Raw genomic sequence first — 26,160 nt, 5'->3', positions numbered from 1 at the left:
CGGGCCAGAGCCGGGCAAGGTTCCAGAATCGTGAGGGGGGCCTTCAGAGCTGTATCGGTGATGGGGGCGGGTACACTGCCCAACATGAACGACCAGACCCCCACCCCGTCCATTGTCCTGAGCGCCGAACAGTGGCAATCCTTTTTATCCAGCCTGTATGAGCGCGGCGACAAACTTGATCTGCGGGAAGAGGGCGGCGTGTACCATCCCCGCAAGGAAGCCGTGGACGCCTACGTGTTCAGTGGACACGCCGAAGCCCTGCTGAGCAGCGAAGTGGACGGCGATGTGTGGGGCACGCTGGAAGACATCGAAGAAACCGCCGAAACCGAGGAAGAAGCGTGGCAGAAAATCGTGGGCTTTTATCTGGGACGCGGCTGCGTGCTGATGGAGGTACAGCCGGAAGAAGTGGGCGAACCTGCCGACCAATGGCTGATTTCGGAGCCGCTGGCGCGTCGGCTGGGGCTGCTGGCGTAAATCCTAGGCGGTAAGACAAGCCACTAGACCGCTTCCCCATTCAGCGCCCGTAACTGGCCCGCAGCCGCCCCAGACCTGCCCGCAGGGAAATACGTTGCATGGGCAGATCGCGTAGCAGCACAGGTGTCAGGCCGCGTTCGTGCAGGCCGTGCAAGATCAGGCCGAGAAGTTCGGGCGTGACTTCGGGGCCGTCGTGTAGCAGGATCACGCTGCCGGGGCGCACCTGCTTCAGCGTGTGCTGGGCCAGTTCGGAGGCGGGCAGGGCCAGCCAGTCGCGGCCTTCTACATCCCAAAGCGCAATCTGGCGGCGGGCAAGGCGGGCCAGCAGGCGGGTGAAGGGGCTGTGGCCGCCGTAGGGTGGGCGGTACAGCAACCCCGGCGCCCCAGCCCCCGTTGCACGCGGATGCCAGCGCACCTGCGCCCATTCCTTCCACGGCGGCAGCAGCAGGGCCGGACGGTGCCAGATGCCGTGCGCCTCCAGTTGGTGGCCTGCTTCCGCTAATGCCTTCATCAGCTCTGGGTGCGCGGCGGCCTGCGGAGCCGTGACGAAAAAGGTGGCTGGTGCACTGTACCGGGCCAGCACCGTCATGAGCGCTGGGGTGCGGGGGCTGGGGCCATCATCGAAGGTCAGGGCCACGTGGGAGCCAGTGCGGGGGCCGGAGCCGAGCGCACCCCATCCGGCGGCGCGGCCCAGTACATCGGCGGCCAACACGGTGAGGGCCAGCGCAAAGCCGCCTTTGATCCAGGGAAATAGAGGGGTAAGTCGAATGGCGGTTCCTGCCTTTGCGTGGGCTTTGTAGCTGGGCTGTGAGAAAGCGGGTGCCTGACCTACAGCCCTGAAGTCCAACACTCGGGAGCAGTCAACCTTCTCGGCCGACCACCCAGACCACAGCTTATCTGGACGGCCTCTACGTCTGCGCTGCCTTTACGTCTGTACTGCCGTCGGAAAGGCTCGCCGGAACACTGCGTAGGCGCTGGCGGTGATCAGAGCCAGCACTGCACCCACCACGAAAGGTCCGTTGACACCGATGGTTTGGTAGGCCAGCGCACCGATGACGGGGCCGAAGGCGGTTCCAGCGTTCTCTACAGTCATCAATGCGCCCCAGGCGGCGGGACGTTCGGCCTCGGGCAGCGTGCCCGTGACCAGGGCCGACCAACCGGGTGTCACGCAGCCGTAGCCGATGCCCAACATTGCCGCGATGGGATAAAACGCCCAGATGGGCGGCAACGTCGCGACCAGCACGAAGGCCGTGCCGATCAGGGCAAAACCGCTGGCAAGCACCAGACGGGCACTCCCCCGGTCAGCGATTCTTCCGGCAAAAGGAATGGTGGCGTAGGCGATCACGCCGCCCAGCGCCAGAATAGACACCAGCGGCCAGTACTCTATGCCCAGTTTTTTGGCGATAGGAAACAGCAGCGGCCCAATCAGCGACAGGGTTCCGGTCTGCAGGAGCGCCGCAGGCATCAGCGGCAGCAACGAGCGGGCCACCCGGCGCACACTCTCTCTGCTGGGAGCAGACGGCGTTTCATGTTGGCGCACCCGGCGCATGGGCATCAGGAGCGCCCCACCTATAGCCAGCAGTTGCAGGCCGCCTGCCAGCAGCAGCGGAAAGTTACCGCCCTGCTTACCAATCGCGCCGTAGACCAGCACCCCCACCCCGATCATGGGCAGGGCGAACATGGTGACTGTGGAGAGTGCCCGCCCGCTGTAACCGGGCTTGCTGGAATCGGCAGTCAGGTTCACGACTCCCGGCCACATCACGCTGAAGCCGACCCCATGCAGGGCGGCCAGCAGAATGAGCAGCCAGAACGTATGGGTAAAGGGCAGCAGCGCCAGCGCCAGCAGGCTCAGCAGCGCCCCGCCCGCCACCACAGGCCGCAGACCGTAGCGCGAGATGGCAACCCCTGCCGGGCCGCGCATCAGCGTATCGGCCACCAGGTGGGCCGTGAGGGCCGCACCCGTTGCCGTGATGGGCAGGTCGAGTCTGGAGTGGGCCACCAGAGGCAGATACCCCACATAGATTCCGTTGCGGACAAATTCGGCGCAGGCTACCGCCAACGTTGCCCCAATGACAGGCACCAGTGTTCCGGGTTGCAGCGGAATCCGGTCGGCAAGAGAACGCTTGCCCACGCTCATGCACGGACTCCGGGCACAGCAAAACGGGTGCAGCCAGGGACAGATGGAGGCCGCATGAAGATGACCGGGCGAACACCTGCTAGCCTGTCCGGGTGCCGGAATTCTCGGTTGTTATTCCTGCGCGCAACGAAGCGGTGTATCTGCCCCTGACGTTGCGTGCACTGGAACGTCAGACCCAAGCCCCTCATGAAGTGATTGTCGTGGACAACGGCAGCCGTGACGCCACCGCCGAGGTGGCCCGCTCGTGGGGAGCGACGGTGATTCAGTGCCATGAACGCGGGGTAGCGCGTGCCCGCCAAGCAGGACTGGAAGCGGCGCGGGGCGACTGGGTGGCCTCCACCGACGCTGACTCTTTGCCCGCCCCCGAGTGGATCGAACGCCTGAGCGCTGCCGCAGTTGGCCGGGTCGCCCTGTACGGCCCCATGCGTTTTTCGGAATTGCGCCGCCCGCTGCCGCAGGTGTCGGAAGCTGCCTACAACCTGTTTTTGCGGCTGTGCGTGCTGGCCGACAAGCCCAACTTGGCGGGGGCGAACATGGCCTACTCGCGCCTGGCTGCGGGTCTCGCTGGAGGCTACCCGGTGGTCGAGGCCTACGAGGATATTTTGCTGGGGCAAGCACTGGCACGTCTGGGAACGGTGGCCTACGTGCCCGGCGCACTCGTCGAGACCAGTGCGAGGCGGCTGGAAGGCGGATTGATCCCCTTCCTGTGGCGGCACGCGCAAAATATCAGCGGTCATACACGAGGCTACTTCGAGGAGTAACGGCCTCTGTGAGCAGTGGGGAAACCGCGCTGCTAGGCGCACCGAGGGCACGGGCATACACTTCCAGCACCCGTTCGGCCACACCGCCAGGCGTCGTGGTGTGGCCGAACTGCCGCGCACCTGCCGACATCTGCTCCCAGAGTTCCGGGTTGCCCAATACGTCACGGGCGTACTGCACGAGGGCATTCACGTCGCCGGGCATGGTCAGGTAGCCGCTGTGCCCATGCGACACGCCGCTGAGGGTGCCGCGTGCGCCCACCGCCACCACCGGCACGCCCATCAGTTGCGCTTCCTGCAAGACTAGGCCCTGCGTTTCGGTATCGCTGGCAAACAAAAACAGTTCTGCAAGGCGGTAATACGCGCCAATTTCTGTCCACGGGCGCACGCCCACAAACGTGACTCGCTCGGAAATGCCGAGTTGACGGGCGTGGGCCTCCAGATGCGCCCGCTCCGGCCCCTCTCCAAGGATGACCAGATGCGCGTCCGGCAACTGAGACAGGGTATCGAGCACCAGATCGAAGCGTTTCTCGCGGGCGAGGCGGCCCACCGACAGCAGGCGGCGCGTGCCCGCAGGCCAGGGATTCAGAATCGGCGGCGCGGCTTCCAGCCCTCTGGGATCAATACTGGTCGGAATGACTACCGGATCGCGCACCCCCATATCACGCATCACGTCCAGCATGCCGGGAGTGGGCACGATGACGGCGTTGGCCCGCCCGTACAACTGCCCCGAGACCCGCGACACCAGCCGGGTCATGCGGTCGAAGGAGGTCAGGCCAGGCACATAGTGCGTGTAGGCCGCCAGATGCGTGTGATAGGTGGCGATGTGCGGCACCTGCCATTTCCGGGCCAAGCGCACGCCAGCCAGCCCCAGCGTCAGCGGCGTATGCGTGTGCACGATGTCGTATTTGCGCTCGAAATCCTTGCGGGTGGGCCAAGCAAGGCGGTAGGTGGGCAAGAACATATAGCGCAGGCTGGAAATCCGGTACACGTCGGTTCGGGTATCCACATGCTCGGGGAACTCGGGAGCCACCACATCCACATGGTGTCCACGTGCCCGCAGCTCGTCACTGAGCAGGCCCACGCTGGTCACGATGCCGTTCTGGTCGGGCAAGAAGGTATCGGTAAACAGGCCGATTCGCAGCGGGCGCTCCGTCAGAGCCGCGCCTTCCGTGAGGGCAGAGGCCGCAGCTCTGGCAACCGCAGTTTTGGTAACCGGAGTCATGTGCGCCCCGCGCTGCTGCGGGCCATACTCGCCGGAGTTCTCGCTCTTGCCCACTGGCCTTTGGAGATAAAGGAAAACTGAAGCATCGTTAGACAGGAGCATACCGTGATCAGCATGAGAGCGTGCTGTCAGATCGAGATTGTTTGGCCCCAATGCCGCTACAGTCAGGGTTATGCCCGTCTTCTCGCGTTCATTGATCCTGCCTTCCCTTCTGCGTGCAGGTGCATTCGGCACGCTGTACGGCGGCGCTCCGGGTGATCCGCATGTTGGCCTGACCGTGCCCGTACAACAGGCTTCAGAGTTGGAAGGAGCGCTGGCTGCACTGGCGGGGGCCAAGATTCAGGCCACACTGCTGGTTGCGGCTGCTCTGGCCCGCACTGCCCCAGAACTGCTGCGGGCCGCCGCCGAAGCTGGGCATGAAATTGCCGGGAGTGGACATCCCACCGGAATCAGTGGGCTGGAAGCGGCGGCGAGGCAACCCGTGACCCTCTGGGCGCTGGAAGGTGCAGCCCTGACCCGTGCGAATCTGGCGGCGCTGAGGCGCGGGGGCGTGCAGCCTCTTCCCTTTCCGCAGGCAGCGGCGCAACCGGGGCAAATCCTGCGGGTACTTCCGGCAGACCTGACCGCCGCCCTGCCTGACCTTCTGGCCCTCGGCTACCGCCCTGTGCCCGTGGGGGCTGTTCCCGGCCTGCGCCACGCTACGCCCCGAGACCTGCTGATCTATGGGTACAGCCGCACCGTCGAAGACCGCTTTGCCCGTGAGCACCATGTCATCGATCTGGCTCAGCGGGCCGACGCCGTGATGCGCGTGGCTCCGCGTTCAGAGGTGATGCCGCCGCTGCCGCTGCCCCCGCACACGCCCACCGCCGAACTGCATCTGCATTCGCCGCGCATCGTGGGTATCAATGCCCGCAGCTCTCTGGCCGCCTACCGCGCCTACCAGCGCAGCCTGAAAGATGTGGCGCTGGCCCTGCACACCCGGCCCGAACTGGCGAGCGCTCAGGCTGTGTACGCCGTCACGCTGTTTCATGGCCCACTGGAAAAGAGCGGCTTTGCCCTGCTGGACTTGCCGCCCCAGCAAGCGCGGTGGTTCGGCGTCGGCTTCCGGCTGTTGCGGGCAGTGTACGGCACTCCCAAACCCCCCAGCGAGGCGACCCCGAAAATGGCCTGGATGACGCGGGAAGCGTTCCTGGCGCGGCATGGGTAGGGCATTGAATGCCTTTGATCAAGTTATAAATGAAGCAGCGAGTGGTAGTTCACGACTCATACCAAATTCCGTTCCATAAATCAATGTGTAACAATGATACTTTACAGACTTCTCCTTCAAATTCCTCAAATTTCATACTTGCCCAATATTTAAATCCGTACCCCCCACTGCGCCTTGGTGAGAATTTATCTTCAAGCCAATCGATGAATTTCTTATCAACGATCTGAATTGCCCTTTGGACCGTTACAAATCTGGGCACATGATCACTATTTATATATTCCAAAATACCCAGCTCGCAATTCTCAATACGACCTTCGAGCAGCTTTTGTCTAAAATTCGACTGTTCAAATATTTCTGAGAACACTTCTGCACGCCCTCGGAACATAGCTGATACTTGAATTGTATCTCCTTCAAAATAGCCACCAAGCAGGACAGTGTCGTGGAATCTGTAAATTCCCCCACTCAGATAAGGCAATTGATATCTAGCCCAGTTTTTAAAATCATCACCCTGCACTCTGTATTCTTTTTCCTGAAAATAAAAAGTATGCATTTCTTTGGTGTGGTATTTTGAGGATAAGATTCCTTTATATAGATTTCTCATGTGCAACCTTCTCCACAAGCTTTTAAATCTAATTCTTATATAGTGAATATAAATACAAGTTTAAGGTGTCCTTCTTAGATTATTTAACATTTTCTAGCGTTCTTCTTTCTAGCTGTTCTAAATTATTTGGCTGACTGTTAGATTACTTGCAAAAGATTGATCTCACCCCGGCAATGTAAACACCAGCGTCGTGCCCTGCCCCGGCACGCTTTCTACATCCAGTTCACCGCCTGCCAGCGCCACCCGTTCGCGCAGGCCGATGAGGCCCAGGTGCCCGGCCTGAGCGCGGGCCTGCGCCTGATCCGGCGTAAAGCCCTGACCGTCGTCGGTAATCGCCACGCGCACCCCTTCCGGCGTGTACTGCACGCGTATGGCGGCGCTCAGAGCACGGGCGTGCTTGTCCACGTTGTTCAGGGCTTCCTGAGCCAACCGGAACACGGTCAGCTCGATGGTGGGCGGCAATCGGCGGTCTTGTCCGGCCACCTCCAGGCGGGTATCGGTGACGGCCTGAGTCGCCAGCCATTCCAGCGCGGGTAGCAAGCCGAGGTCGTCCAGCACGCTGGGGCGCAGGTTGCGGGCAAAGCGGCGCACGCTTTCTATGGCGTTGTCGAGGTCGGCGCGGATGTCGTCGGCGCGGGCACGCTGCTCGCCGGTCAGGTCGCGGGCAAGGCGGGCCACCCGGCGGGTCGTGGCGGTCAGCACCTGCGCGGTGTCGTCGTGCAGTTCGCGGCTGATGCGGCGGCGTTCTTCTTCCTGCGCCTGCGTGAACAGGGTCAGGTAGGTGCGGAGTTCGCTCTGGCGGCTGGTGGCGGCCTCCAGCGCCTGCCCGCGCCGGGTAATCTCGTCGGCCAGCGTCTGCAATTCGCTGAGGTCGCGGGCCACCATCAGCACCGAGGGCGCGGCGGCAGGCTGTCCGGGCGTTCTGACCGCACTCAGGCGCACTTCCAGCCGAATCGGACGGTCGGCCCCGCCCACCTCGATCTCGGCGCGGCCCCCCACGGCACGCACGCGGGCGGCGTCCAGTGCGGCGTGCAGGGCGGGGCGCGTGGCAGGCGTCGCCAGAGTCAGCAGCGGTTGTCCGGTCAGCGGCCCCAGCAGAGGCCCCAGCAGAGCGGTGCTGGCGGGATTGGCATAGGTGATCACGCCGCCCTCATCGGCAGAGAGGATCAGGTCGTGTGCGCCTTCGGCCAACTGGCGGTAACGGGCTTCCTCGCGGGCCAGTGCCGACAGCAGCCGCTCGCGGGTCAGGGTCAGGGCGATCTGGTCGGCCACCGAGCGGGCCAGTTGCAACACCCGGTCACTGGGTGGGTCGGTGCCGGGGTCGTCGGCGTACAGGAATCCCAGCACGTCTTCCCCACTCCGCAGGGGCACGATCAGGGCGCTGCGGGCCACCGGAAGGGTATGCCTGCGCGTCAGCGGGCGCGGCCCCCGGCCCAGTTGGGCGTGCAGACCCGTCAGATCACCCTCGCTGGGCGAGTGCAGATTAAAAGCGGCGCACCGGCTGAGGCTTCCGGCCTCGTTGGTCAGGGCCAGCAACCCGCGTGAGGCGTTCATCGCCAGCACCGACAGGCGCACCGCTTCGGTCAGGGCGGCGTCCGACTGGTCTTCGGCCAGCAGGCGGCCCACATTCAGCAGCACGGCGGCTTCTCGCTCGCGGCGCAGTTCTTCTTCGTACAGGCGGGCGTTGGCAATCGCGAGGCTGGCCTGAGCCGCGAAGACTTCGGCCAGTGCCAGATCATCGGCGTCCAGCGGCAAGGGGTCGCGGAAATAGAGCGTGAGTGCGCCAAAAATGCCCGCCCCTGTTTGCAGCGGCAGGCCCACCACCCCCCGAAAGGGATACGTGCCCTGCGCCAACAGTTGCCGGGTATAGCGGCTGCCTCCGCCCAATCCTCCGGTGATGGCGTCGGCCGTCTGAGGATGGGCGTGGTCGCGGGGCAGGTCGCGGGCGGCCACCATCGCGCGGCGCTCCACGGCCCTGCCCGTGACTCCGGCCCCCACTTTGGCCCGCACCCGCAACACGTATTCGCTGGGCAGCCCCACCGCGTTCCTGATAATCAGGGTTCGGCCATCGGGCAGGAGTTCGGAGACGCCCGCTGCATCGGCGCGGAACAGGGTCACGGCCCGTTCCAGCAGTTGCGCCAGCGTATCGGCCAGATGCAGGCTGCCCGCCAGTGCCGCGCCCGCTTCGCGCAGGGCTTCGGCGGCTTCGCGCTTGCGGGTTTCTATGCCGTACAAGCGGGCATTGTCTATGGCGAGGCTGGCTTGTTCGGCCAGCGCCAGCACAAGGCGGGCGTCGTCTTCGCTGGCACTGGCTCCCGGCGTGCGGCTGTCCACGTACAGGAGGCCCAGAGGCCGCCCCCGCGCCGTGAGGGGCGCGATGACCGCCGCCACCGGATCAAGTTCGGCCAACCCTGCCGCCAGTGGCGTGCCCGCATCCCGCCCGCGCTCGAAGCGGATGGCCTCGCCGCGCTGAACCAGCCGCTCGAAGCTGACCGGGCCGACGCCGATGCCGCCCGAAAACTCGCCCTCGAAACCGTGCGTAAAAATCTCTCCGGTGCGTGCGCCCGCCTCCCCGAATTCGCTGAACAGGCCCACGAAGGCCCGCCCAAATCCAAGGGCCAAAGCCGCGCTCCGGGCCGTGACCGTCAGGACTTCGGGCAGATCGAGGCTGCCGCCGAGGCTGCGAACCAGCCCCTCTACAGTTTCGGCCACCCGCCCCCGCCCACGTCGGGCCTCCCGCGCCTGCACGCCCTCCAGCGCCAGCGCCAGCAACGGCGCAAGCCCCAGCAGGCTTTCCACGCCCGCCGGATCAGCGCCCACGAATTCCAGCACGCCCGCACCGAAGGGGAGGCAGGCCAACATGCCTTCTTCCAGCACTGTGCCGCCCGCCAAGGCCCGCGCGGCCAGCGTGCCGTCGCTGAGGGCCAGCCCGCGCCCCTCTTCGGCCACCGGAATCAGCGAGCCGCCCGATACGGCCCACACCCGCACGCCATGCGCCCTTACCGTGCGGCAGGCATAGTCGGCCAGCGCCGCGCCGTAGGTTTGCACGTCCAGCGCGGCACTCAGGCTGGGCGGAAAGGCAGGCAGAGCAGAGACGAGCGACGCGGCAACAGTCATGGCTAGAGCTAGTTTAGGACGCATGACCCGCCCAGCCATCGTTCCCGAACTGTATGTCTCCGACTTCACACGTAGCCTGACGTTTTATACCGTCGTCATCGGCTTTGAGGTGCGGTATGCCCGTCCAGAAGAACGCTTTGTTTACCTGAGGTTGGGCGCAGCCGAGCTGATGCTGGAGCAGCCGACCCTGCCCGAACGCACCTTTCTGGCGGGTGAACTGGTGTTTCCGTATGGACGCGGCATGAATCTGTCGGTGCCTGTAAACGATGCAGACGCCGTGTATGAGCGCGTGAAGCAGGCCAATGCCTCTGTTTTGCTGCCCCCAGAAGAACGCTGGTATCGGCAAGATGCACAGGAAGCCGGTAACCGTCAGTTCGTGGTGGCCGACCCAGACGGCTATCTGCTGAGAATCGTGCAGCCCTTGGGCACCCGGCCCAGCCTGCCGAGATTGCCAGCCTGAACCCCTCCTGAGTCCGTCCTCATCTGTTCATGAGAAAGCCGGGTTAGGATTTCTCATATGTTTGACCGCGATGACCGTCATTTTCCCGTAAAACGTCTTTTGCTGCTGGGTGCCCTGATCGGCGCAGGCGCGTACTACCTGAGCCGCGAGCAAAACCGCAAGGCGCTGGATCAGAAACTGGCCGATCTGGGCCTGAAAGACAGCGTGCAGGACATGGGCGAAAGCGTTGCCAAGGGCTGGGAGAAGACCAAAGACGCTGCCCAGCACGCGGGTGACGTGATTGCCGACAAAGCAGGCGAAGTCAAGGACGCCGCTGCTGGTGGTGCAAACGCCGCCGCCGACAAAGCCAAAGAAGTGGCAGGCGACGTAAAAGCCGCTGTGACCGGAGCCGCCGACAAAGCCAAAGACGCCGCCGCTGACGTGGCTGCCGACGCCAAAGACAAGGCGCAGGATGTAAAAGCCGAGGCCCAGAAAGAAGGTCAGAAGTTCGTGGACACGGCCAAAGACAAGGCGCAGGACGCCACTGCACAGGCGGGCAAAGCCGTAGACGCCGCCAAAGATAAGGCAGGCGAAGTGGCCGCAGGTGCTCAGAAAGCTGCCGATAACGCCCAGGACAAGGCCGCAGAGGTGGCCGCCGATGCCAAAGCCAAGGCCAACGAAGTCAAGACCGACGTGAAAGGCGCGGCGCAGGACGCCAAAAAGAGCTGAAGCCAACTCACTTTTTATCAACTCCTCTACTCGCCAACAGAGTGGAGGGGTTTTTGTTTGGAGTAGGAATGGGAGGCAACAACAACCCCCCCATTGCTGTGCAATGCCCCCCCTCAAGGGGAGGAGTAAACACCCCGACACCCCTACCCCACATCGTCCCCGCCCAAGTCCGTGTGAGGCCGTCGTGCGTGAAACGCGCGGGCCAATTCCAACGTCAAGACGACGGGCGATTCAGCTTCAGATGAGCGAGAAAGCCGAACCAAAAAACGACAAGATCACTCCTGCCGAGCGCAGCGAACACTCCCCTGACCCCTTTGGGGGCGGGGGCTGGGGGGTGGGGGTAAACGTCGCAGCAACCCAACAAGCCCACACGCAAAAATGCCAGAACGACACCACACCGTAACCCCTGCCCCGCCTCCTTCCAGGCAACTTCGCTACACTGCGCCCATGACGCGCCGGAACCATTCAGACAGCGGCACGCAAACGCTAGACCGCACGGCTACGCAGCGCCCGCGCCTTTACCGGGTGCTGCTGATCAACGACGATTACACCCCGATGGATTTCGTGGTGATGGTACTGGAACGCTATTTCCGCAAGGGCGAGCAGGAAGCGCAACTGGTCATGCTGGCGGTGCATCACAAGGGGCACGGCGTGGCGGGCGTGTATACCCGCGAGGTGGCCGAGACCAAGGTGGCACAGGTCACGGCCCACGCCCGGCAGGAAGGCTTTCCGCTGATGCTGGTGGCCGAGCCGGAAGGAGAAAACTAGTGATCGGAGATCATTTACAGATAACAATTGGCCGAGCCGCCGACTATGCGCGGGAAGCCGGACACGAATACGTGACGCTGGAACATCTGCTGCTGGCCCTCACGCACGACCCCGAAGGCCGCGAGGCGCTGCTGGCACTGGGCGCGAACGTGGACCGTCTGCGCGATACGTTGCAGCAAACTCTGGATACCTTTGAAGTGCTGCCCGCCGATGAATCAGACCCAGACGATGGCCCCGATTTTACGTTGGCGGTACATAGGGTGGTGCAGGGCGCGGTGCTGCAACTGCACGCCAGCGGCAAAGGCAAGGAGGCCGCCGATGGAGCGCGGGTGCTGGTGGAACTGCTGGAAGAGGAAGACTCGCCCGCCCGCGCTGCGCTGGAAGCTCAGGGAATTATGCGGCTGGACATGCTGGGGTATGTGTCACACGGCACGGCCAAGGTGGCAGGCCGCAGCCGCGAACGCCTGACGGCGGGCATAGACGGCCCCGCAGAGACGGCAACGGCAGAAGACGCGCCCGTAGATCCCCTCGAAGCCTTTACCACCGACCTGACCGCGCAGGCCCGCGCTGGGGCCTTTGATCCAGTCATCGGGCGCGAGGCCGAATTGACGCGGGTGGTGCATGTGCTGGCGCGGCGCGGCAAAAACAACCCGGTCTTGGTAGGAGAACCGGGCGTGGGCAAAACGGCGCTGGCAGAAGGCCTGGCGCAGCGGATCGCGGATGGCAAGGCCCCCGGATTCCTGCGCGGCGCGTCGGTGTATGCGCTGGATCTGGGAGCACTGCTGGCAGGCACGCGCTACCGGGGAGACTTCGAGCAACGGCTGAAGGGCGTGTTGGCTGCACTGGACGGACAGAACGCGGTGCTGTTTGTGGACGAACTGCACACGGTGGTCGGGGCCGGAGCCACCGAGGGCGGCAGCATGGACGCCGCCAATCTGCTGAAGCCCGCACTGGCACGCGGCAAACTGCGCCTGATGGGGGCCACCACCCCTGCCGAATTGCGTCACCTCGAAAAAGACCGGGCGCTGTGGCGGCGCTTTCAGCCGGTAGAGGTGCCGGAGCCGTCCGAGGCCGACGCACTCGCCATTTTGCGCGGGCTGGCTCCCAAGTACGCCGCCCATCATGGGGTGACATACACGGAGGCCGCCCTGGACGCCGCCGTGCGCCTGAGTGCGCGGCATCTGCGTGACCGATTCCTGCCCGATAAGGCCATAGACGTCATCGACGAGGCAGGCGCGGCCCGGTCTTCTGCGGGTGCGGGTGGCGAGATTGCCGAGGCCGACATAGAGGCGACGGTGGCCCGGATGGCCCGAGTCCCGGTGGGCGCGGTGAAGGCCGAAGAAATCCAGTCTCTGGCAACACTGGAAGCCGATCTGGGCAGGCGGGTGCTGGGGCAGGCCGCAGCCGTGACTGCCGTTGCCAGCGCCGTCAAACTGGCCCGCGCTGGCCTGCGCGATCCGCAGAAGCCTCAGGCGGCCTTCCTGTTTGCTGGCCCCACCGGAGTGGGCAAAACCGAACTGGCCCGCGCCCTCGCGGATCGCCTCGGCGTGCATCTGGCCCGCTTCGACATGAGCGAGTATCAGGAGGCGCACACGGTGGCCCGCCTGATCGGAGCGCCTCCCGGCTACGTGGGCTTCGATCAGGGCGGCCTGCTGACCGACGCCGTTGCCAAAAACCCGCATGCGGTGGTGCTGCTGGACGAAATAGAAAAGGCGCACCCGGACATCTACAACCTGTTTCTGCAACTGATGGATCACGGCACCCTGACCGACCACACGGGCAAAAAGGTGGATGGGCGCGGCCTGCTGCTGATCTTTACGACCAATGCCGGAGCCGCCGACGCCAGCCGCCCTGCCCTTGGTTTTTCGCGGGAAGGGCGGGCCGGAGAATCTGCCGAGGCCGTGAAGCGCACCTTCAGCCCCGAGTTCCGCAACCGTCTGGACGCTGTGCTGCACTTTTCGCCGCTGGCCCCCGAGGTGATGGCGGGCGTGGTCGACAAGTTCCTGCGCGACCTGACTGCACAACTGACCGAGCGGAACGTGGCCCTGACGGTCACGCCCGCCGCCCGCGCATTGCTGGCAAAGCAGGGCTACGATCCGCAGATGGGCGCACGCCCGCTGGCCCGCGTGATCGAGCAGAAGCTGAAGCGCCCGCTGGCCGACGAATTGCTGTTCGGACGCCTGAAAGGGGGCGGCAAGGTGACGGTGGGAGCCAGTGGGGATACCCTCACCTTCAAGTGAGGCAGAGCATGAACCCTTCCCCGCTGTTGGTGCGGCCCAAGTGTCTGCCATGATGCGCCCGTGACCCTGCCGCCCGACGCCCCCTCCCCCACCGACGTGTCTATTCGGGGCCGCCGCCCCCGCGACCTGCCCACGCTGCGGCGCTGGTTGGCCGACCCGGAAGCCGCGTGGCGCAAGTGGGACGCGCCGTATTTTCATGCAGCCAGCACGACTGCTGCCATGCAGGATTACGTGGAACTGCTGGGCACTCGGCCCCCAGACCCCAACGAGCGCGTGATCGATGTGGGCGGCGTGTGCATCGGGATGGTCAACCGCTCCGAGGAAGCTCCGGCGGGCGGCGGCTGGTGGGATCTGGGCATTCTGGTCTATGACCCGGCCCACTGGGGGCGCGGCGTGGGCACGCGGGCACTGGAGTTGTGGGTCACGGCCACCTTCGAGGAAACCAACGCGCATGTCGTCACTTTTACCACCTGGGGCGGCAACGAGCGCATGATCCGGGCAGCCCTGCGGCTGGGATTCCGGGAAGCGGGGCGGGTGCGGGAAGCGCGGGTGGTCGCAGGCCAACGCTACGACAGCGTGAGGCTGGACATGCTGTGCGCCGACTGGGAAAGGGCGCAGCGAGAAAGTTCTGGACTATGAGCACCAAGCCTGAAAAACAGCCTCTGAATCCAGCCGGATTTCTGGCAACCCAGGACCTGAAGGAGCGCGGCTGGACGGCGGCATTGATCGCCAAATTTCTGGGCACGCACGACGCGACCCGCCCCAATGGACTGAAAATGGGCCGCCGACGTTTGCCCCCAGTCAAGCTGTATACCGAAGCGAGGGTAGAGGAAGCCGAACGCGACGAGAATTTTCTGATCGGTCAGGCCCGCGCCGCCGACGCCCGCGAACGCGCAGAGAAAGCTAAAGCCGCCCGCACTCTGGCCCGCGCCGCCCTGCTGGAAGCCGCTGCTGGCAGCTACCGCCCTGTCATTCACCCCGAACCGCTGAGAAAAGGGGCAGTAAAAAAAGCCCGCGAGCCGTATCTGCCCAAGCTGGCAGAACTGCAAGCCCGGCTGGAAGCGGAAATCGGCAAAGTCAGCGCACGGGAATCAGCCACCCTGGCGGAGTTGCTGCGGGCGCGGCTGGATACGGCCTTGGCGGCCGCCTATGCGTGGTATCCCGACCCGGCAGCGAAAAAGCCGGAGCCGGAACCCAGCCGGGCAAAAGCAGGCACCGCCAAGCCCAGCGACTGGCGCAAGTGGGACTGGGACTGAAGCTTCAGGTCATCAGCTCTGGGCCGTAAAAACGGTGTCTGACAGCCTCAGACATTTACCAAAAGCAGTGGGCCGGAAGCAGATGCCCCGGCCCACTCACCACTTACCGCCTGTTTACTTCAGCAGTTCCAGCGCCTTTTTCAACTGCGCGTCGTTCTGCGTGTCCACCACCGCTTCACCCTGTACGGTGCTGCGGCTGGGGCGCTTGACTTCGCCCGTGTAGCTGAACTTGCCTTCCTTGTCGGCAGTGACGGTCACGGGCTTCCCTGCCACCGTCAGGGTCAGCTTGCTGCCCGCCGTGATGCCGCTGCCGCTGAAGTTCAGGGGCGTGACGTAGCGGGTGTCTTTGACGACCACATCAGGCGTGATGCCCTTCTTGTGAATCTCACGGCCCAGCGGCGTCAGCCACGCACTGTTCACGATGGCAACCTTGCCGCCGTCTACGGTGGTGATCGGAATCTGGGCCACGCCCTTCCCGAAGGTCTGCTCACCGACGATGGTGGCCCGCTTCTCATCCTGCAAGGCTCCGCTGACGACCTCGCTGGCACTGGCGCTGTTCTTGTTGACCAGCAGGATCAGTTTGCCGGTGTAATCGCTGTTGCGCTTGCCAGCCTTGCCGTACACGGTGGTCTTGCCGTTGCGCTCCCGCAGGCTCACGATATTTCCCTTTTGCAGGAACTGGTCGGCCACATCCACACCCGCGCTGAGCAGGCCGCCGCCGTTGTCGCGCAGGTCAAGAATCAACTTGGTCACGTTCTTCTTCTTCATGTCTGCCACGGCAGCGGCAAACTGTTCACTGGCCTTCTCGTTGTAGAAGGTGTTCAGGGCGATGTAGCCGATGTTGCCCGGCAAAATGGTTTCTTCGACGCTGACGATGACAACGGGTTGGCGCTCCATCTTCACGGTGTAGGGCTTGCCGTTACGGGCAAAGGTCACGTTGACGAAGGTGCCCTTGGTGCCGCGCACGAGCCGCACGATTTCATCCAGTTTGCTGGTCAGCACTTCCGTATCAGCGATCTTGACGAACACATCACCGATCTGTACGCCGTTGGCCGCTGCCGCACCGTTCTTGTACACGTTGTCGATCTTGCCGCCCGTGCCGTCGGCGTTGGCCGCCACCAGCGTCACGCCGATGCCGTAGAACTCGCCGCTGAGGTTTTGCTGGTCTACGGCGTTGTTGGCAGGTTCACTGTAGTAGGTGAATTCGTCGTTCAGGCTGCCGATGGCGCCGTTGATCGCGCCGCGCAGCAGCTTTTCCTGGTCCACGGGATACAGGTAATACTGGTTCAGATCACCGATCACCTGAAGCAGGGTTTTGCCTGTGGCCGTTTTGGTGAGATCAGATTGCGTATAGCCGCCCAATTGCGCGTAGGCGACGGCGGCAGTGGCAACGAGCGTTCCGGCCACGAGCGTCAAGCGTTTTGCGTTCACGGCGTCAGGATAGTGCGTGCAGGTGAAGGACGTTTGAGGCCGAAGTTACCAGCCTGTAGGTCAGGGGGCGTCGGTACTGGAACGGAAGGGTGGCCGGACACGTCCCCCGGCCCACCCTCATGAGGCGGCCTTCATGGTTCGGTGAAGAGGCTGGGCTATGCTGCACCACGAGCATGACTTCATTCTTCCCAATAACGCTGCCCTGTCTATCCGCTGCCGGGGAAAGCGCATGATCGATTTCAAACACGTCACCCTCGAATATCCCGTCACCCGAACGCTGGCCCTCGACGACATCAGTATGCATGTCGGCAAAGGCGAATTCGTGTATCTGGTCGGCCATTCCGGGGCCGGAAAGAGCAGTTTTATGAATCTGGTCCTGAAGCGGGCGCTGCCCAGCAAGGGTGAAGTGCGTGTGGCAGGTGAGGCGCTAGCCCATTACCGGGGAGGCCGCACGGCCCTGCTGCGCCGCCGCATGGGCACCGTATTTCAGGAAAACCTCCTGCTGCCGCACCTAAACGCCTACGACAACGTGGCCTTCGCGTTGCGCGTCACGGGGGTCGCGCAGCGCGAATGGCCCGCACGGGTCACGACGGCCCTCAGAACGGTAGGCCTGGAACACAAAAAATACGCGCTGCCGCTGCAACTGTCGCAGGGCGAGCAACAGCGGGTGGCGATTGCCCGCGCCATCGTGTCCGATCCGCCGCTGCTGCTGGCCGACGAGCCCACCGGAAACCTGGACCCAGACAACAGCCGCGAAGTACTGAAGGTGCTGCAAAACGTGAATCTGCGCGGTACGACGGTGGTGGTCGCGACGCACGCCCGCGACCTCGTGGAAACCTTCCGGCACCGCACGCTGACGCTGCGGAAGGGCAAACTGGTGCGCGACGACCCTTACGGCGGGTACGCGCTGTGAACCTCCCATTCTTTGCCACCGGAATTCAGATCGCCCTCTCACCGGAGCTTCTATGACCTACCACTTCCGGCAAGCACTGGTCGCCATGCGCGGCAATTTTACGGCCACGCTCGCCACCCTGATGACCATGACCCTGACGCTACTGATGCTGGGGTTCGTGCTGCTGCTGACGCTGAATGTCAACCGCACGCTGGAGCAACTGGAATCCCAAGTGGAAGTGGCGGCCTTCCTGAATGTGGGCACCGACGGGGCGGCGCTCCTCAAACAGGTGCAGGGCTTCCCGCAGGTGCGCGAGGCGAGGTTGGTGAGCAGCGAGGAGGTGCTGGAGGAAATGACCCGCGACTCTCCGTATGCCCGCGACGCCGTGACACTGGTGGGCAATCCTTTTCCGACCACGGTGAGGATGCGGGTGGGCCGGGTAGAGGATTCGCGGGTGGTGGCCGCCGCCGTTGCGCGGTTGCCGGGCGTCGGTGATGTGGAATACGGCGCGGGCTACGTCGATCCCACCGTGCGTGCGCTGACCGCCATTCGCGCTGCCGGATACGGCCTGGTGGGGCTGCTGCTGATGGGCACCCTGTTCAATATCCTGAACGCCGTGCGGGTCGCCATGTATGCCCGCCGCAACGAGATCAGCGTGATGCGTCTGCTGGGGGCCACTCGCGGCTTTATCCGGATGCCGCATGTCATTGAGGGCGTGCTGCTGGGCGTGCTGGCCGGAGCAGTGGCGCTGGCCGTCCTGACCCCTGCCTACTTCGGACTGGCCCGCCGCGTACAGCTCCTTGCGCCTGTGTTTCCCGTCGTCACCGACCCCGCCGTTCTGGCACCCATTCTGGGCGGCGTGGCCCTGCTGGGCATCACCATCGGCCTGCTGGGAAGCCTGTTCGCCTCCCGCCGCTACCTTCAGGAGCTGGAATAGTGCGGGTCGGACGAAAGGCCGTCCTGCTGCTGGTATCGGCGGCGCTGCTGGCCGGTGCCCAGACCACCTCGGAGCGTCTGGAGCAGTTGCAGCGAGACCTCCAGCAGCAGCGGCAACTGAATGCGGCGCAGGCGAAGGAATTGGAGCGGGTCCGCAACACCATCCAGAACCTGACCGTGCAGCAAAAGGCCACCCTGACGCGTCTGGACGGGCTGGGCCGCAACGTAACGCAACTGGTGAACGAGGTGGCGACGCTGGCCGCCCGCACCCAGTTGGCCGAGCGACTGCTGGCCGATACGACCGCTGCCAAAGGCCGCACCGAAACGCGGGTTTCGCGCCTGCAAGAAGACGTGCGCCAGATTCTGAACACCCTCTACCGCGAGCGCAGTGGACGCTACCTGCAACTGCTCTCTCAGTCCCGCAGCCTGTCCGACCTGCTGATTCGGCTCAATTACAACAACATGGCCGGGAAATATAATGTGCAGATCATCGAAACGCTGCGCTCCGAGGTCGCTGCACTGAAACAGCAGCAGGCCCAACAAGCCCAGCAGACCGCTACCCTGAAAGACCTCCAGACGCAGCGGGCCGAGGTGCTGGCGAACCTCAAAGAACGCCGTCAGGAGCAGCAGACACTGCTGGCGAGTCTGAGAAAATCGGAACAGGGGCAGCGCACTCTGGCCGCCCAGACCCAGGCCGAGCAGGCGCTGACAGGCCGCACCATCGACAATCTGGTTGGGGCCGTGGTGCAGGAACGCGCACGGATCGAGGCCGAACGTCAGCGCCGCCTGGAAGAGGAGCGTCAGCGCCGCCTGGCCGAATTGCGCCGAATTCGGGAAGCTCAGGAACGCGCACGGATTGAGGCCGCCCGCCTGGCTGCCGTGCGTGTAGCACAGGAACGCGCTGCCCGGATAGAGGCCGCCCGCATTCAGGCCGTGCGCGAGCAGCAGGAACGCGAACGCCTGCAACGGGAACAGGCTGCCCGCGCCGCCGCCCAGCGCAGTGCCGCCGTGCAGCAGGAGCAGCAGCGGTTGGCGCAGCAGCAGCAGGAGGCTGAGGCCGCGCAGGTCGAGGTGGAGCAGCAGATCGCGCCGTTGCCGCCCAGCAGTGGCCCCAGCGGATTTCCTCTGCCAGGCGGTCAGGTGTCGCAGGGGTACGGTGCCAACGGAGCGCAGTGGGTGGTCCTGAGTGCGCCGGGAGGCACCCAGGCTGCCGCCACTGCTGCGGGCAACGTGATTGCCGCCACCTATTACAACAGTCTCGGCTGGGTAATTCTGGTGGATCATGGCGCAACGGTCAGCGCCTATTTCGGCCTGCAAGACCCGCAGGTCAGCGTGGGCAACCGCGTCGCTCAGGGCACACCGCTCGGCGCAATCGGCGGCAGCCCCATCTTCGGCCCCGACCGGATGGCGTTCCAGTTGAACAGGGTCAACGGAGCCACCCGGCAACCCGTGAATCCGGGGTTTTAGGGCGCTTCGGCACTTGCCCCCTCCGCCCCGGTCTGATACTCTTCCTCGGTGCGCTCCCGGTTGGCTGCTGACGGGCGTATGAACCCCGCCATCCTTGCGGGCGCTTTACCCTCAGTACATCCTTCCCCGAGGTTTTTCCCATGGTCAAGATTCGCCTTTCCCGCTTTGGTTCCACCCATAACCCTCACTACCGCATCGTCGTCACCGACGTTCGCCGTCCCCGTGACGGTGGCTACATTGAGAGCCTGGGTCACTACGATCCCCGCAAAACCAGCGAAACCTTCCTGAAGATCGACGCCGAACGCGCCGCCTACTGGATTGCCAATGGTGCGCAGCCTACCCAGACGGCCCGCCGCCTGCTGAAGTCTCAGGGCGTCAAAGTCGCGTAAACCGGCCTTCCGGTTTCGTTCAAAGCTCCCTCGGGGGCTTTTTTTGTTGTCCAGAAGAATGGTGTTGCTCGTCAGGAGTTGAGCCTCCGTCGAGGTAAACCAAAATGAGGAAGGTCGGCTTGACCACTCTGGCCCGCTTTGTTCGTTTTTTGTTCGCTGTGGTTGTGCCTGGTCTAAAAATCAACCCCGCTGGTCTTCAACTGGCCTGACCCGGTGCTTTCAACCCATGCACCCCCCTTCCAGTGTCCCCACCAACGGGGGCATAGGGTCAACATTTGTTCGTTCTGAGCGTACAAAAAGGCCGATTCTCCGACCAGATGCTGTAGACTGCCGCCCATGAAAACCGACCCCGTAGACCTGACGTTGTTTCTGGCACAGAGCGTGGTGGATCAACCCTCGCTGGTGCGGGTTGCCAAACGTGGGCCAACCATCGCGGTGCGCGTCGGTCCCGGCGAGGAAGGCCGGTTGATCGGGCGGCAGGGACGCGTGATTCAGGCCATCCGTACCCTCGTGCGGGCCGTCAGCGATCCCCGCGAACGCCTGAATGTAGACCTCGACGCGCCGCGTAAGCAGCAGTAATTCTTCTCTACATTCTTCTTTCTGACCAAAAAGTAGGCCCGATGACACACACCATACGAACTGGGCGGCGGGGATGACCGCGCCCACCGACACCACCCGGCTGGGATATTTCTTGGGGCCGCACGGCGTTCAGGGCGGCATCAAGCTGTATGTGCTGGGCGATGCAGGCCAGATTTTGAGCCTTCCCCGCGTGTACGTGGAGGGGCGCGGTTGGCTGCGGGTGCGCCGGGCCGATCCGCTGGCCCCCGGCGTGGCCCTTCAACTGGCCGGAATCGCTGACCGGGAAGGAGCAGAAGCCCTGCGCGGCGCGAACGTCTATGCTGCCGACGCCGATCTGCCGGAGCTGGAAGAGGGCAGCTTCTATTACCACGACCTGCGCGGCCTGACACTGCTGGACGCGGCTGGCACAGTACTGGGCGAGGTCAGCGACGTGATGGATGCTGGCCCGCAAGACCTGTTGGTGGTACAGCACGGCGGCAGGGAGGCTCTGTTGCCCCTGCAGGCCCCTTACGTTGATGTGCAGACCGAGGCGGGCCGTCCGGTACGGATCGTGCTGACCGAAGACGCGCCTGCTGGCCTGCTGGACGATGACGCCGGAGAGTAGCCGCCGCCCATGCTGACTTTTTCGTTTCTCACCCTGTTTCCTGAACTGCTGGCCCCATTTGCCACAGAAGCGATTGTGGGAAAGGCGAGGGAACGTGGCCTGATCGACGTGCAACTGGTGAATCTGCGCGATTTTGCGGGCAACCGACATGCCAAAGTAGACGACACGCCCTACGGCGGCGGCGCGGGCATGGTGATCCGGGTCGATGTGGCCGAGCGTGCGCTGGCAAGTCTGCCCGAGGCCGATGAGGTGATCCTGTTCAGTCCGGCGGGGCAGCCCTTCACGCAGCGGGTGGCCGAGGAACTGAGCGGCAAGCGTCATCTGGCCTTCCTGTGTGGACGCTACGAGGGGTTCGACACACGGGTAGAAACGAGGGTCACGCGGGAACTGAGCATCGGGGATTTTGTGATGATGGGCGGAGAGGCTGCCGCCGCCTGCGTGCTGGAAGCAGTCGCGCGGCTGATCCCGGGCGTACTGGGAGACGCCGATTCACACCGCGCCGACTCGTTCTCCAGCGGCCTGCTGGATTACCCGGAATACACCCGCCCGCTGGAGTGGGAAGGTGAAACCGTGCCAGATGTCCTGCGCGGCGGCAATCACGCTGCCATTGCCACGTGGCGCAGGCAGGAGGCAGTGGCCCGCACCCTGGCCCGCCGCCCGGATCTGCTGGCCTCGGCTGATCTCACGCCCCAGGACAGCGCCCATCTGCTGACGCTCGGCGTGCCTGACGAGCAGTTGAAGGCCTGGAACGCCCCACCACCACCCGTGCCCAAACGCAAACGCAGGCGCACCCATGCCGCTCCACTGGAATCACCTTCTCCCGAAGACCAAGCTAAGGTACAGGCCAATGATCCGACCCCTGAAAAGTAAGCTGTGCCTGAGGGCTTCTGTAGCTTCCGCACAAGTCGTAACCCCCGTTCAGGGCGCAGGATAAACGCACCATGTCCGCGCCTCCGGTTGTCCCGCTTTTTCCTTTGCCAAACCTCGTGCTGTTTCCGGGGCAAGTGCTGCCTCTGTATGTCTTCGAACCACGCTACCGGGCGCTGCTGGTGCGCGTGCAGGAAACGGGCGAGCCGTTCGGCATCGTGCGGGTGCGCGAAACCAGCAACGAATCCAATCTGCCTTTTCACGAGCGGGTATCCAGGGTCGGCACCTACGCCCACCTGATGCAGGCGCAGGGCCATGAAGACGGCACCAGCAGCATCATCGTGGTCGGCGGCGACCGCTTCCAGATTCAGGAGTTCGACCTGACCGAGCCGTACCTGAGCGCCACCGTAGAAGACTGGCCGTTGGAACCCGATCCCCTGGGCCTGCCCGCCACCGAAGCTGTGGCCCGCCGCCTGCTGGCCGACCTGCTGAGGCTCCGGCCCAGCGACGCCGCAGCCATCCGCGACAATGCCCCCGACGAACCGCTGCTGCTTGCCAGTTTTGCCGCTGCCCTCCTGCCTCTGACTCCTGAGCAGAGGGAAGAGGCGCTGGAAGGCAAGACCCTGCTGGACCGCTTGGACGTACTGATTTCTACGGTTCCGGCAGGAGCGCGGGAACTGAACTAGGGCCGTGAGCAACAGGCCATGAAGACGGCGCGGGAGGGACAACCCCTCAGCGCCGTTTTCGTGCCACTGCCTTCATCCATTCAGTTCGGAGCTTACGGCCTGCAACTCATGGTCAAATCCCACAGCAGTTGTGCAAAAGAGACCGTCTCTTTGACCGAGCAGACCGAGTGAATATCATCGCGCAGAACTGCCCTGAAGCATTTGTCAAATGAAAGCGTCAGAACAAGAGGCTTCTGACGCTTTCATTCCCCCAACGGCTCTAAAAGACCACCGTTTTGTTACCGTAGACCAGCACCCGGTCTTCCACATGCGCCTTGACGGCGCGGGCCAGCACCTGCCGCTCTACGTCACGGCCCATTCGCATCAATGAATCCGGCGTCTCGCGGTGAGTGACCGGAATCACATCCTGGGCAATGATCGGCCCAGCGTCCAGTTCCTCGGTCACGTAGTGACTGGTGGCCCCGATCAGTTTGACACCGCGTTTGAAGGCGGCGCGGTAGGGATTTGCCCCGATAAACGCAGGCAGGAATGAATGATGGATATTGATGACCGGACGGCCAAAGCCCCGCAAAAAGTCGCCGCTGAGAATCTGCATATAGCGGGCCAATACCGCGAAGTCGGCTCCCGCCTCGTGCATCAGGCGCACCTGTTCGGCTTCCGCTTCGGCCTTGTTTTCCTTGTTCACCGGAACGACATGAAAAGGAATGCCGAACATATCGGCGTCCCGGCGCAGGTCTTCATGGTTGGAAATGATCAGCGGAATTTCTATGTGCAGTTCGCCCCGGCGTTTGCGCCACAGCAAATCCAGGAAGCAGTGATCATAGCGGCTGACCAGAATCGCCATTCGCTTGGGCTGGGCCGTGTAATTCACGCGCCACTGCATGTCGAAAGGCTGGGCAATCACGCTTTCAAAGGCCCGCTCGAATGCGCCGCGTGCCAGGTCGAGGCCGTCGAGATGAAATTCCATTCGCATAAAGAACTGGCCGCCGCTGGGGTCAGTGGTGTGCTGGTCGGAGTGCAGAATATTCGCACCGTGATTGAGCAGAAACTGCGACACGGCAGCCACGATGCCCTTGCGGTCTGGGCAGGCGATGGTCAGGGTGGCCGTATTGTTGGGATCGAGCCGGGCCGGAACAGAGGAAGTAGGGTTGCTGGGGTCAAGCGGGGCCGTCATAGCCGAGCAGGATAGCACCGGGCCAGATGGTCAGCACCGGGGCAGTCGATACCGCAGCAGACAACCCTGAGAGGGCAATCATGAGGGAATGCAGCAAAACGCGCCGCAACAGTGCCCAGACTGGCCCTGATTTCTCCTCTTCTCTGCCCTTCAACCACAACAACCAATTCACTTCCAGCCAAAGGTGCAGTAGGCTGGCCCGCGTGCAGAACGACCCGAAAGCAACTCCAGCGACTTCCAGTGTCAGCCCACTGGCCTATGATCCGCGTCCACATGCGGAGTTGTTGGTGGCCTACTGCCTGAACGTGCAGCCCCTCCAGCGAATTCTGATTGCGGGTGGCGTGGCGGGCCTACCGCTGGTGCGTGAGGTGGCCCGCGCCGTGTTGAGAGCAGGCGGGCGGCCAGCGGTGCGGCTGGATTATCCAGGGCAGGAGGACGATGTGGCGGCGCTGGCGGCCGACGGGGTGCTGGACGTACTTCATCCCACAGAATTGGCCGATATGGAGGGCATGGACAGTACCCTCCGCATCCTGACGCCGGAAGTGGGGCAGGTCGATGGGGTGGACGCCAGCCGACGCGCCCGCCTGACAGCTGCCCGCGCACCGCTGGCCGCCGCCCGCGCACGCAAAAAATGGAGCCTGACGCTCTATCCCACCGCGCACGCCGCCGCGCAAGCAGGCATGTCGGAGGCTGACTTCGGCGCGTTCGTGATGCGGGCCATGTTCCTGGACCGTTCCGACCCGGTGGCCGCGTGGGGCGAGGTGCGCGATCTACAGGCCCGCCTGATCGAGCGCCTGAGCCGCGCAGACCGGGTCAGGATCGAAGCGCCCGGCACCGACCTGACCCTGCGTGTGGGCGGTCGAAGCTGGGCCAACAGCGACGGCAAGCGCAACATGCCCAGCGGCGAGGTGTTCACCGGGCCACTGGAGGACAGCGCCGATGGATTCATTACTTTTGACGTACCCGCCGAATATGCGGGCGTGATGGTGCGCGGCGCGAGGCTGGAATTCCGGGAGGGCGTGGTGGTCGCTGCCCGCGCCGACGAGGGCGAAAGTACCCTGCTGGCCGCCCTGAATACTGACCCCGGCGCACGGCGACTGGGTGAACTGGGTATCGGCTCCAACAGCGGTATCCAGACACCGACCGGCAACATTCTGTTCGACGAAAAAATTGGCGGCACGGTGCATCTGGCACTGGGCCGCTCCTATCCAGAAACAGGCGGCGTGAATACCAGCGCGATTCACTGGGATCTGATTGCCGATCTGCGGCGTGGTGGCCGGATCACCCTGGACGGAGAGGTCTGGCAAGAGAACGGACTGTTTGTCCAGAACTGAGTCGATTTCAGCAAATGTGTGGGCAGAGCACCTGAAGCCCCAACCGAAAAGCTCCTGAAGAACGACAACAAGGGGACGCAATCTGTTCTCCTGATGCCGTTCTTCAGCACAGAATCTGGCAGGAGGTTTATAAGTATCCACTGAGTCAGTAATGGCCAGTAGGGTTTATTTATATACGTTAGTTTATGTGAAATGAAATATACCACTGAGTTAAACTGAGGAGGATGAAATGGACAGCCTCTTCTGCTGCGGCACAGCCCGATCCTGCCAGACGGCGGTTGATGACAGTTCACGCTACTGTCGGACTATTGGTCATTTTCTTTATTCTGTATGTGCCAAACGCCGTTTTGGGGGTGGGGCGATTACTCTTCATCTTTATGGGACTTGGGGGAATCATGACCCTCATCATCTTGCTCAGGAGGCAGTTACATTTGGCCGAGCAATTCTGGGCCTGTATCTTTACTGTATTTGCAGTAATTTACGAAGTCTTACGCATTGTCGCCAACACTCCGCTCATCCTACCTGACCCCCTGAATGGTTATGTCATCCCTCTGTTGGCTCTGACCTCAGTACCCGACACTTTCTGAATTGAGCGTCTGGCTGGATTTCAAAAGCCCAATGAGTTGCAGGGCTTCCGCCTCCCCACGCTCGTGGATGCAGACGAACGTCCGCACGAGGGTCCGGAGGCCCAGCGTCACCACACTCCAGGCTCGCCGACCGTGCGCCTTCACAGTGCAGGTTTGGAGAACCCCCACCAGCACGCACCAGACGTACGCCAGGGTCAATAGGCAGAGTAGGCGCTCCACGTGATCGTGGAGCGTCATGTGGGTGCTTTCCAGCTTAAATCCCT

Annotated in this window: 26 protein-coding genes and 1 pseudogene; 19 read left to right on the top strand and 8 right to left on the bottom strand. The window is 63.5% G+C overall.

Features of this window, described 5'->3' with window-relative positions; all coding sequences use genetic code 11:
- Nucleotides 1-84 precede the first annotated feature (84 nt).
- Nucleotides 85-474, top strand: a complete 390-nt coding sequence (locus tag F561_RS0104210; RefSeq protein WP_026298589.1) for a hypothetical protein — start codon at nt 85-87, stop codon at nt 472-474.
- Between the two features lie 40 nt (nt 475-514).
- Here F561_RS0104210 and F561_RS0104205 read toward each other — a convergent pair whose 3' ends face one another.
- On the bottom strand, nt 515-1,186 hold the full coding sequence (locus tag F561_RS0104205) for a polysaccharide deacetylase family protein (protein WP_245556422.1): 672 nt from the start codon (nt 1,184-1,186) through the stop codon (nt 515-517).
- A gap of 213 nt (nt 1,187-1,399) precedes the next feature.
- The gene (locus tag F561_RS0104200) at nt 1,400-2,611 is read right to left on the bottom strand and encodes an MFS transporter (RefSeq protein WP_019008695.1); all 1,212 of its coding nucleotides are present in this window, start codon (nt 2,609-2,611) and stop codon (nt 1,400-1,402) included.
- 92 nt (nt 2,612-2,703) lie between these two features.
- Here F561_RS0104200 and F561_RS0104195 point away from each other — a divergent pair, with 92 nt between their 5' ends.
- Nucleotides 2,704-3,372, top strand: coding sequence for a glycosyltransferase family 2 protein (locus F561_RS0104195; RefSeq protein ID WP_019008694.1), 669 nt, complete (start codon nt 2,704-2,706; stop codon nt 3,370-3,372).
- Here the strand turns inward: F561_RS0104195 and F561_RS0104190 are convergent.
- A complete protein-coding gene (locus F561_RS0104190; RefSeq protein WP_019008693.1) occupies nt 3,338-4,594 on the bottom strand; it encodes a glycosyltransferase family 4 protein in 1,257 nt (418 codons plus the stop codon). The genes F561_RS0104195 and F561_RS0104190 overlap by 35 nt on opposite strands.
- A gap of 172 nt (nt 4,595-4,766) precedes the next feature.
- Here F561_RS0104190 and F561_RS0104185 point away from each other — a divergent pair, with 172 nt between their 5' ends.
- Nucleotides 4,767-5,801 (top strand): YkoP family protein, encoded by a 1,035-nt coding sequence (locus F561_RS0104185; protein ID WP_019008692.1) that lies wholly within the window; start codon nt 4,767-4,769, stop codon nt 5,799-5,801.
- A 49-nt stretch (nt 5,802-5,850) separates the two neighbouring features.
- Here F561_RS0104185 and F561_RS28640 read toward each other — a convergent pair whose 3' ends face one another.
- Nucleotides 5,851-6,402, bottom strand: a complete 552-nt coding sequence (locus F561_RS28640) for a hypothetical protein (protein WP_157451555.1) — start codon at nt 6,400-6,402, stop codon at nt 5,851-5,853.
- A gap of 162 nt (nt 6,403-6,564) precedes the next feature.
- Nucleotides 6,565-9,519 carry a sensor histidine kinase gene (locus F561_RS0104175; protein WP_019008690.1) on the bottom strand — a complete coding sequence of 985 codons (2,955 nt, stop codon included), beginning with the start codon at nt 9,517-9,519 and terminating at the stop codon, nt 6,565-6,567.
- 22 nt (nt 9,520-9,541) lie between these two features.
- Between F561_RS0104175 and F561_RS0104170 the strand changes: the two genes are divergently transcribed.
- The 6 genes from F561_RS0104170 to F561_RS0104145 all read left to right on the top strand — a co-directional run bounded on the left by F561_RS0104170 (nt 9,542) and on the right by F561_RS0104145 (nt 14,951).
- Nucleotides 9,542-9,979: a bleomycin resistance protein gene (locus F561_RS0104170; RefSeq protein WP_019008689.1), complete on the top strand. Its 438-nt coding sequence runs from the start codon at nt 9,542-9,544 to the stop codon at nt 9,977-9,979.
- 57 nt (nt 9,980-10,036) lie between these two features.
- On the top strand, nt 10,037-10,687 hold the full coding sequence (locus F561_RS29620; protein WP_019008688.1) for a hypothetical protein: 651 nt from the start codon (nt 10,037-10,039) through the stop codon (nt 10,685-10,687).
- A 447-nt stretch (nt 10,688-11,134) separates the two neighbouring features.
- The gene (clpS, locus tag F561_RS0104160; protein ID WP_019008687.1) at nt 11,135-11,455 is read left to right on the top strand and encodes an ATP-dependent Clp protease adapter ClpS; all 321 of its coding nucleotides are present in this window, start codon (nt 11,135-11,137) and stop codon (nt 11,453-11,455) included.
- Nucleotides 11,455-13,695, top strand: coding sequence for an AAA family ATPase (locus F561_RS0104155; RefSeq protein WP_019008686.1), 2,241 nt, complete (start codon nt 11,455-11,457; stop codon nt 13,693-13,695). The genes clpS and F561_RS0104155 overlap by 1 nt, the downstream gene beginning before the upstream one ends.
- A 60-nt stretch (nt 13,696-13,755) precedes the next feature.
- A complete protein-coding gene (locus F561_RS0104150) occupies nt 13,756-14,334 on the top strand; it encodes a GNAT family N-acetyltransferase (protein WP_019008685.1) in 579 nt (192 codons plus the stop codon).
- A complete protein-coding gene (locus F561_RS0104145; RefSeq protein WP_019008684.1) occupies nt 14,331-14,951 on the top strand; it encodes a hypothetical protein in 621 nt (206 codons plus the stop codon). Before F561_RS0104150 ends, F561_RS0104145 begins: the two co-directional genes overlap by 4 nt.
- 114 nt (nt 14,952-15,065) lie before the next feature.
- On the opposite strand, the gene F561_RS0104140 is transcribed toward F561_RS0104145, so the two are convergent.
- Entirely contained in the window at nt 15,066-16,382 is a 1,317-nt protein-coding gene (locus F561_RS0104140; protein WP_019008683.1) for a S41 family peptidase, read from the bottom strand.
- A gap of 229 nt (nt 16,383-16,611) precedes the next feature.
- On the opposite strand from F561_RS0104140, the gene ftsE reads away from it, so the two are divergent.
- From ftsE to F561_RS0104100, 8 genes are all read left to right on the top strand, one after another.
- Nucleotides 16,612-17,295: a cell division ATP-binding protein FtsE gene (gene ftsE / locus F561_RS0104135; protein ID WP_026298588.1), complete on the top strand. Its 684-nt coding sequence runs from the start codon at nt 16,612-16,614 to the stop codon at nt 17,293-17,295.
- Between the two features lie 52 nt (nt 17,296-17,347).
- Nucleotides 17,348-18,211, top strand: coding sequence for a cell division protein FtsX (locus F561_RS0104130; RefSeq protein ID WP_019008681.1), 864 nt, complete (start codon nt 17,348-17,350; stop codon nt 18,209-18,211).
- On the top strand, nt 18,211-19,677 hold the full coding sequence (locus F561_RS0104125; RefSeq protein WP_019008680.1) for a M23 family metallopeptidase: 1,467 nt from the start codon (nt 18,211-18,213) through the stop codon (nt 19,675-19,677). Before F561_RS0104130 ends, F561_RS0104125 begins: the two co-directional genes overlap by 1 nt.
- Before the next feature lie 140 nt (nt 19,678-19,817).
- On the top strand, nt 19,818-20,066 hold the full coding sequence (gene rpsP, locus F561_RS0104120; protein ID WP_019008679.1) for a 30S ribosomal protein S16: 249 nt from the start codon (nt 19,818-19,820) through the stop codon (nt 20,064-20,066).
- Nucleotides 20,067-20,402: 336 nt separating this feature from the next.
- Nucleotides 20,403-20,645, top strand: coding sequence for a KH domain-containing protein (locus F561_RS0104115; RefSeq protein WP_019008678.1), 243 nt, complete (start codon nt 20,403-20,405; stop codon nt 20,643-20,645).
- Nucleotides 20,646-20,718: 73 nt separating this feature from the next.
- On the top strand, nt 20,719-21,249 hold the full coding sequence (gene rimM / locus F561_RS0104110; RefSeq protein ID WP_019008677.1) for a ribosome maturation factor RimM: 531 nt from the start codon (nt 20,719-20,721) through the stop codon (nt 21,247-21,249).
- A gap of 9 nt (nt 21,250-21,258) precedes the next feature.
- Complete coding sequence (gene trmD / locus F561_RS0104105) at nt 21,259-22,119, top strand: tRNA (guanosine(37)-N1)-methyltransferase TrmD (RefSeq protein ID WP_019008676.1); 861 nt, start codon at nt 21,259-21,261, stop codon at nt 22,117-22,119.
- A gap of 71 nt (nt 22,120-22,190) precedes the next feature.
- Nucleotides 22,191-22,802 (top strand): LON peptidase substrate-binding domain-containing protein, encoded by a 612-nt coding sequence (locus tag F561_RS0104100; RefSeq protein WP_019008675.1) that lies wholly within the window; start codon nt 22,191-22,193, stop codon nt 22,800-22,802.
- Nucleotides 22,803-23,061: 259 nt separating this feature from the next.
- On the opposite strand, the gene purU is transcribed toward F561_RS0104100, so the two are convergent.
- Entirely contained in the window at nt 23,062-23,976 is a 915-nt protein-coding gene (gene purU / locus F561_RS0104090; protein WP_019008673.1) for a formyltetrahydrofolate deformylase, read from the bottom strand.
- Nucleotides 23,977-24,002: 26 nt separating this feature from the next.
- Here purU and F561_RS0104085 point away from each other — a divergent pair, with 26 nt between their 5' ends.
- Both F561_RS0104085 and F561_RS0104080 read left to right on the top strand, forming a co-directional pair.
- Complete coding sequence (locus F561_RS0104085; protein ID WP_019008672.1) at nt 24,003-25,310, top strand: aminopeptidase; 1,308 nt, start codon at nt 24,003-24,005, stop codon at nt 25,308-25,310.
- Between the two features lie 224 nt (nt 25,311-25,534).
- On the top strand, nt 25,535-25,897 hold the full coding sequence (locus tag F561_RS0104080) for a hypothetical protein (RefSeq protein WP_157451551.1): 363 nt from the start codon (nt 25,535-25,537) through the stop codon (nt 25,895-25,897).
- Here F561_RS0104080 and F561_RS0104075 read toward each other — a convergent pair.
- Nucleotides 25,877-26,160 (bottom strand): annotated as a pseudogene (locus tag F561_RS0104075) (IS4 family transposase); the annotation flags it as partial. The gene F561_RS0104080 and the pseudogene F561_RS0104075 sit on opposite strands and share 21 nt — an antisense overlap.

Origin of the sequence: Deinococcus aquatilis DSM 23025, assembly GCF_000378445.1 — a bacterium.
GTDB classification, from domain to species: Bacteria; Deinococcota; Deinococci; order Deinococcales; family Deinococcaceae; genus Deinococcus; species Deinococcus aquatilis.
The sequence above is the reverse complement of the archived record's forward strand: the minus strand, read 5'-3'. Positions and strand labels throughout refer to the sequence as shown.

Bases quoted from the DNA above. Each gene is read 5' to 3' on its own strand.
- F561_RS0104210 (WP_026298589.1), top strand. From the start codon at position 85: ATGAACGACCAGACCCCCACCCCGTCCATTGTCCTGAGCGCCGAACAG.
- F561_RS0104200 (WP_019008695.1), bottom strand. From the start codon at position 2,611: ATGAGCGTGGGCAAGCGTTCTCTTGCCGACCGGATTCCGCTGCAACCC.
- F561_RS0104190 (WP_019008693.1), bottom strand. From the start codon at position 4,594: ATGACTCCGGTTACCAAAACTGCGGTTGCCAGAGCTGCGGCCTCTGCC.
- F561_RS0104185 (WP_019008692.1), top strand. From the start codon at position 4,767: ATGCCCGTCTTCTCGCGTTCATTGATCCTGCCTTCCCTTCTGCGTGCA.
- F561_RS28640 (WP_157451555.1), bottom strand. From the start codon at position 6,402: ATGAGAAATCTATATAAAGGAATCTTATCCTCAAAATACCACACCAAA.
- F561_RS0104175 (WP_019008690.1), bottom strand. From the start codon at position 9,519: ATGACTGTTGCCGCGTCGCTCGTCTCTGCTCTGCCTGCCTTTCCGCCC.
- F561_RS0104170 (WP_019008689.1), top strand. From the start codon at position 9,542: ATGACCCGCCCAGCCATCGTTCCCGAACTGTATGTCTCCGACTTCACA.
- F561_RS29620 (WP_019008688.1), top strand. From the start codon at position 10,037: ATGTTTGACCGCGATGACCGTCATTTTCCCGTAAAACGTCTTTTGCTG.
- clpS (WP_019008687.1), top strand. From the start codon at position 11,135: ATGACGCGCCGGAACCATTCAGACAGCGGCACGCAAACGCTAGACCGC.
- F561_RS0104145 (WP_019008684.1), top strand. From the start codon at position 14,331: ATGAGCACCAAGCCTGAAAAACAGCCTCTGAATCCAGCCGGATTTCTG.
- ftsE (WP_026298588.1), top strand. From the start codon at position 16,612: ATGATCGATTTCAAACACGTCACCCTCGAATATCCCGTCACCCGAACG.
- F561_RS0104130 (WP_019008681.1), top strand. From the start codon at position 17,348: ATGACCTACCACTTCCGGCAAGCACTGGTCGCCATGCGCGGCAATTTT.
- rpsP (WP_019008679.1), top strand. From the start codon at position 19,818: ATGGTCAAGATTCGCCTTTCCCGCTTTGGTTCCACCCATAACCCTCAC.
- F561_RS0104115 (WP_019008678.1), top strand. From the start codon at position 20,403: ATGAAAACCGACCCCGTAGACCTGACGTTGTTTCTGGCACAGAGCGTG.
- rimM (WP_019008677.1), top strand. From the start codon at position 20,719: ATGACCGCGCCCACCGACACCACCCGGCTGGGATATTTCTTGGGGCCG.
- trmD (WP_019008676.1), top strand. From the start codon at position 21,259: ATGCTGACTTTTTCGTTTCTCACCCTGTTTCCTGAACTGCTGGCCCCA.
- F561_RS0104100 (WP_019008675.1), top strand. From the start codon at position 22,191: ATGTCCGCGCCTCCGGTTGTCCCGCTTTTTCCTTTGCCAAACCTCGTG.
- purU (WP_019008673.1), bottom strand. From the start codon at position 23,976: ATGACGGCCCCGCTTGACCCCAGCAACCCTACTTCCTCTGTTCCGGCC.
- F561_RS0104085 (WP_019008672.1), top strand. From the start codon at position 24,003: ATGGTCAGCACCGGGGCAGTCGATACCGCAGCAGACAACCCTGAGAGG.
- F561_RS0104080 (WP_157451551.1), top strand. From the start codon at position 25,535: ATGAAATGGACAGCCTCTTCTGCTGCGGCACAGCCCGATCCTGCCAGA.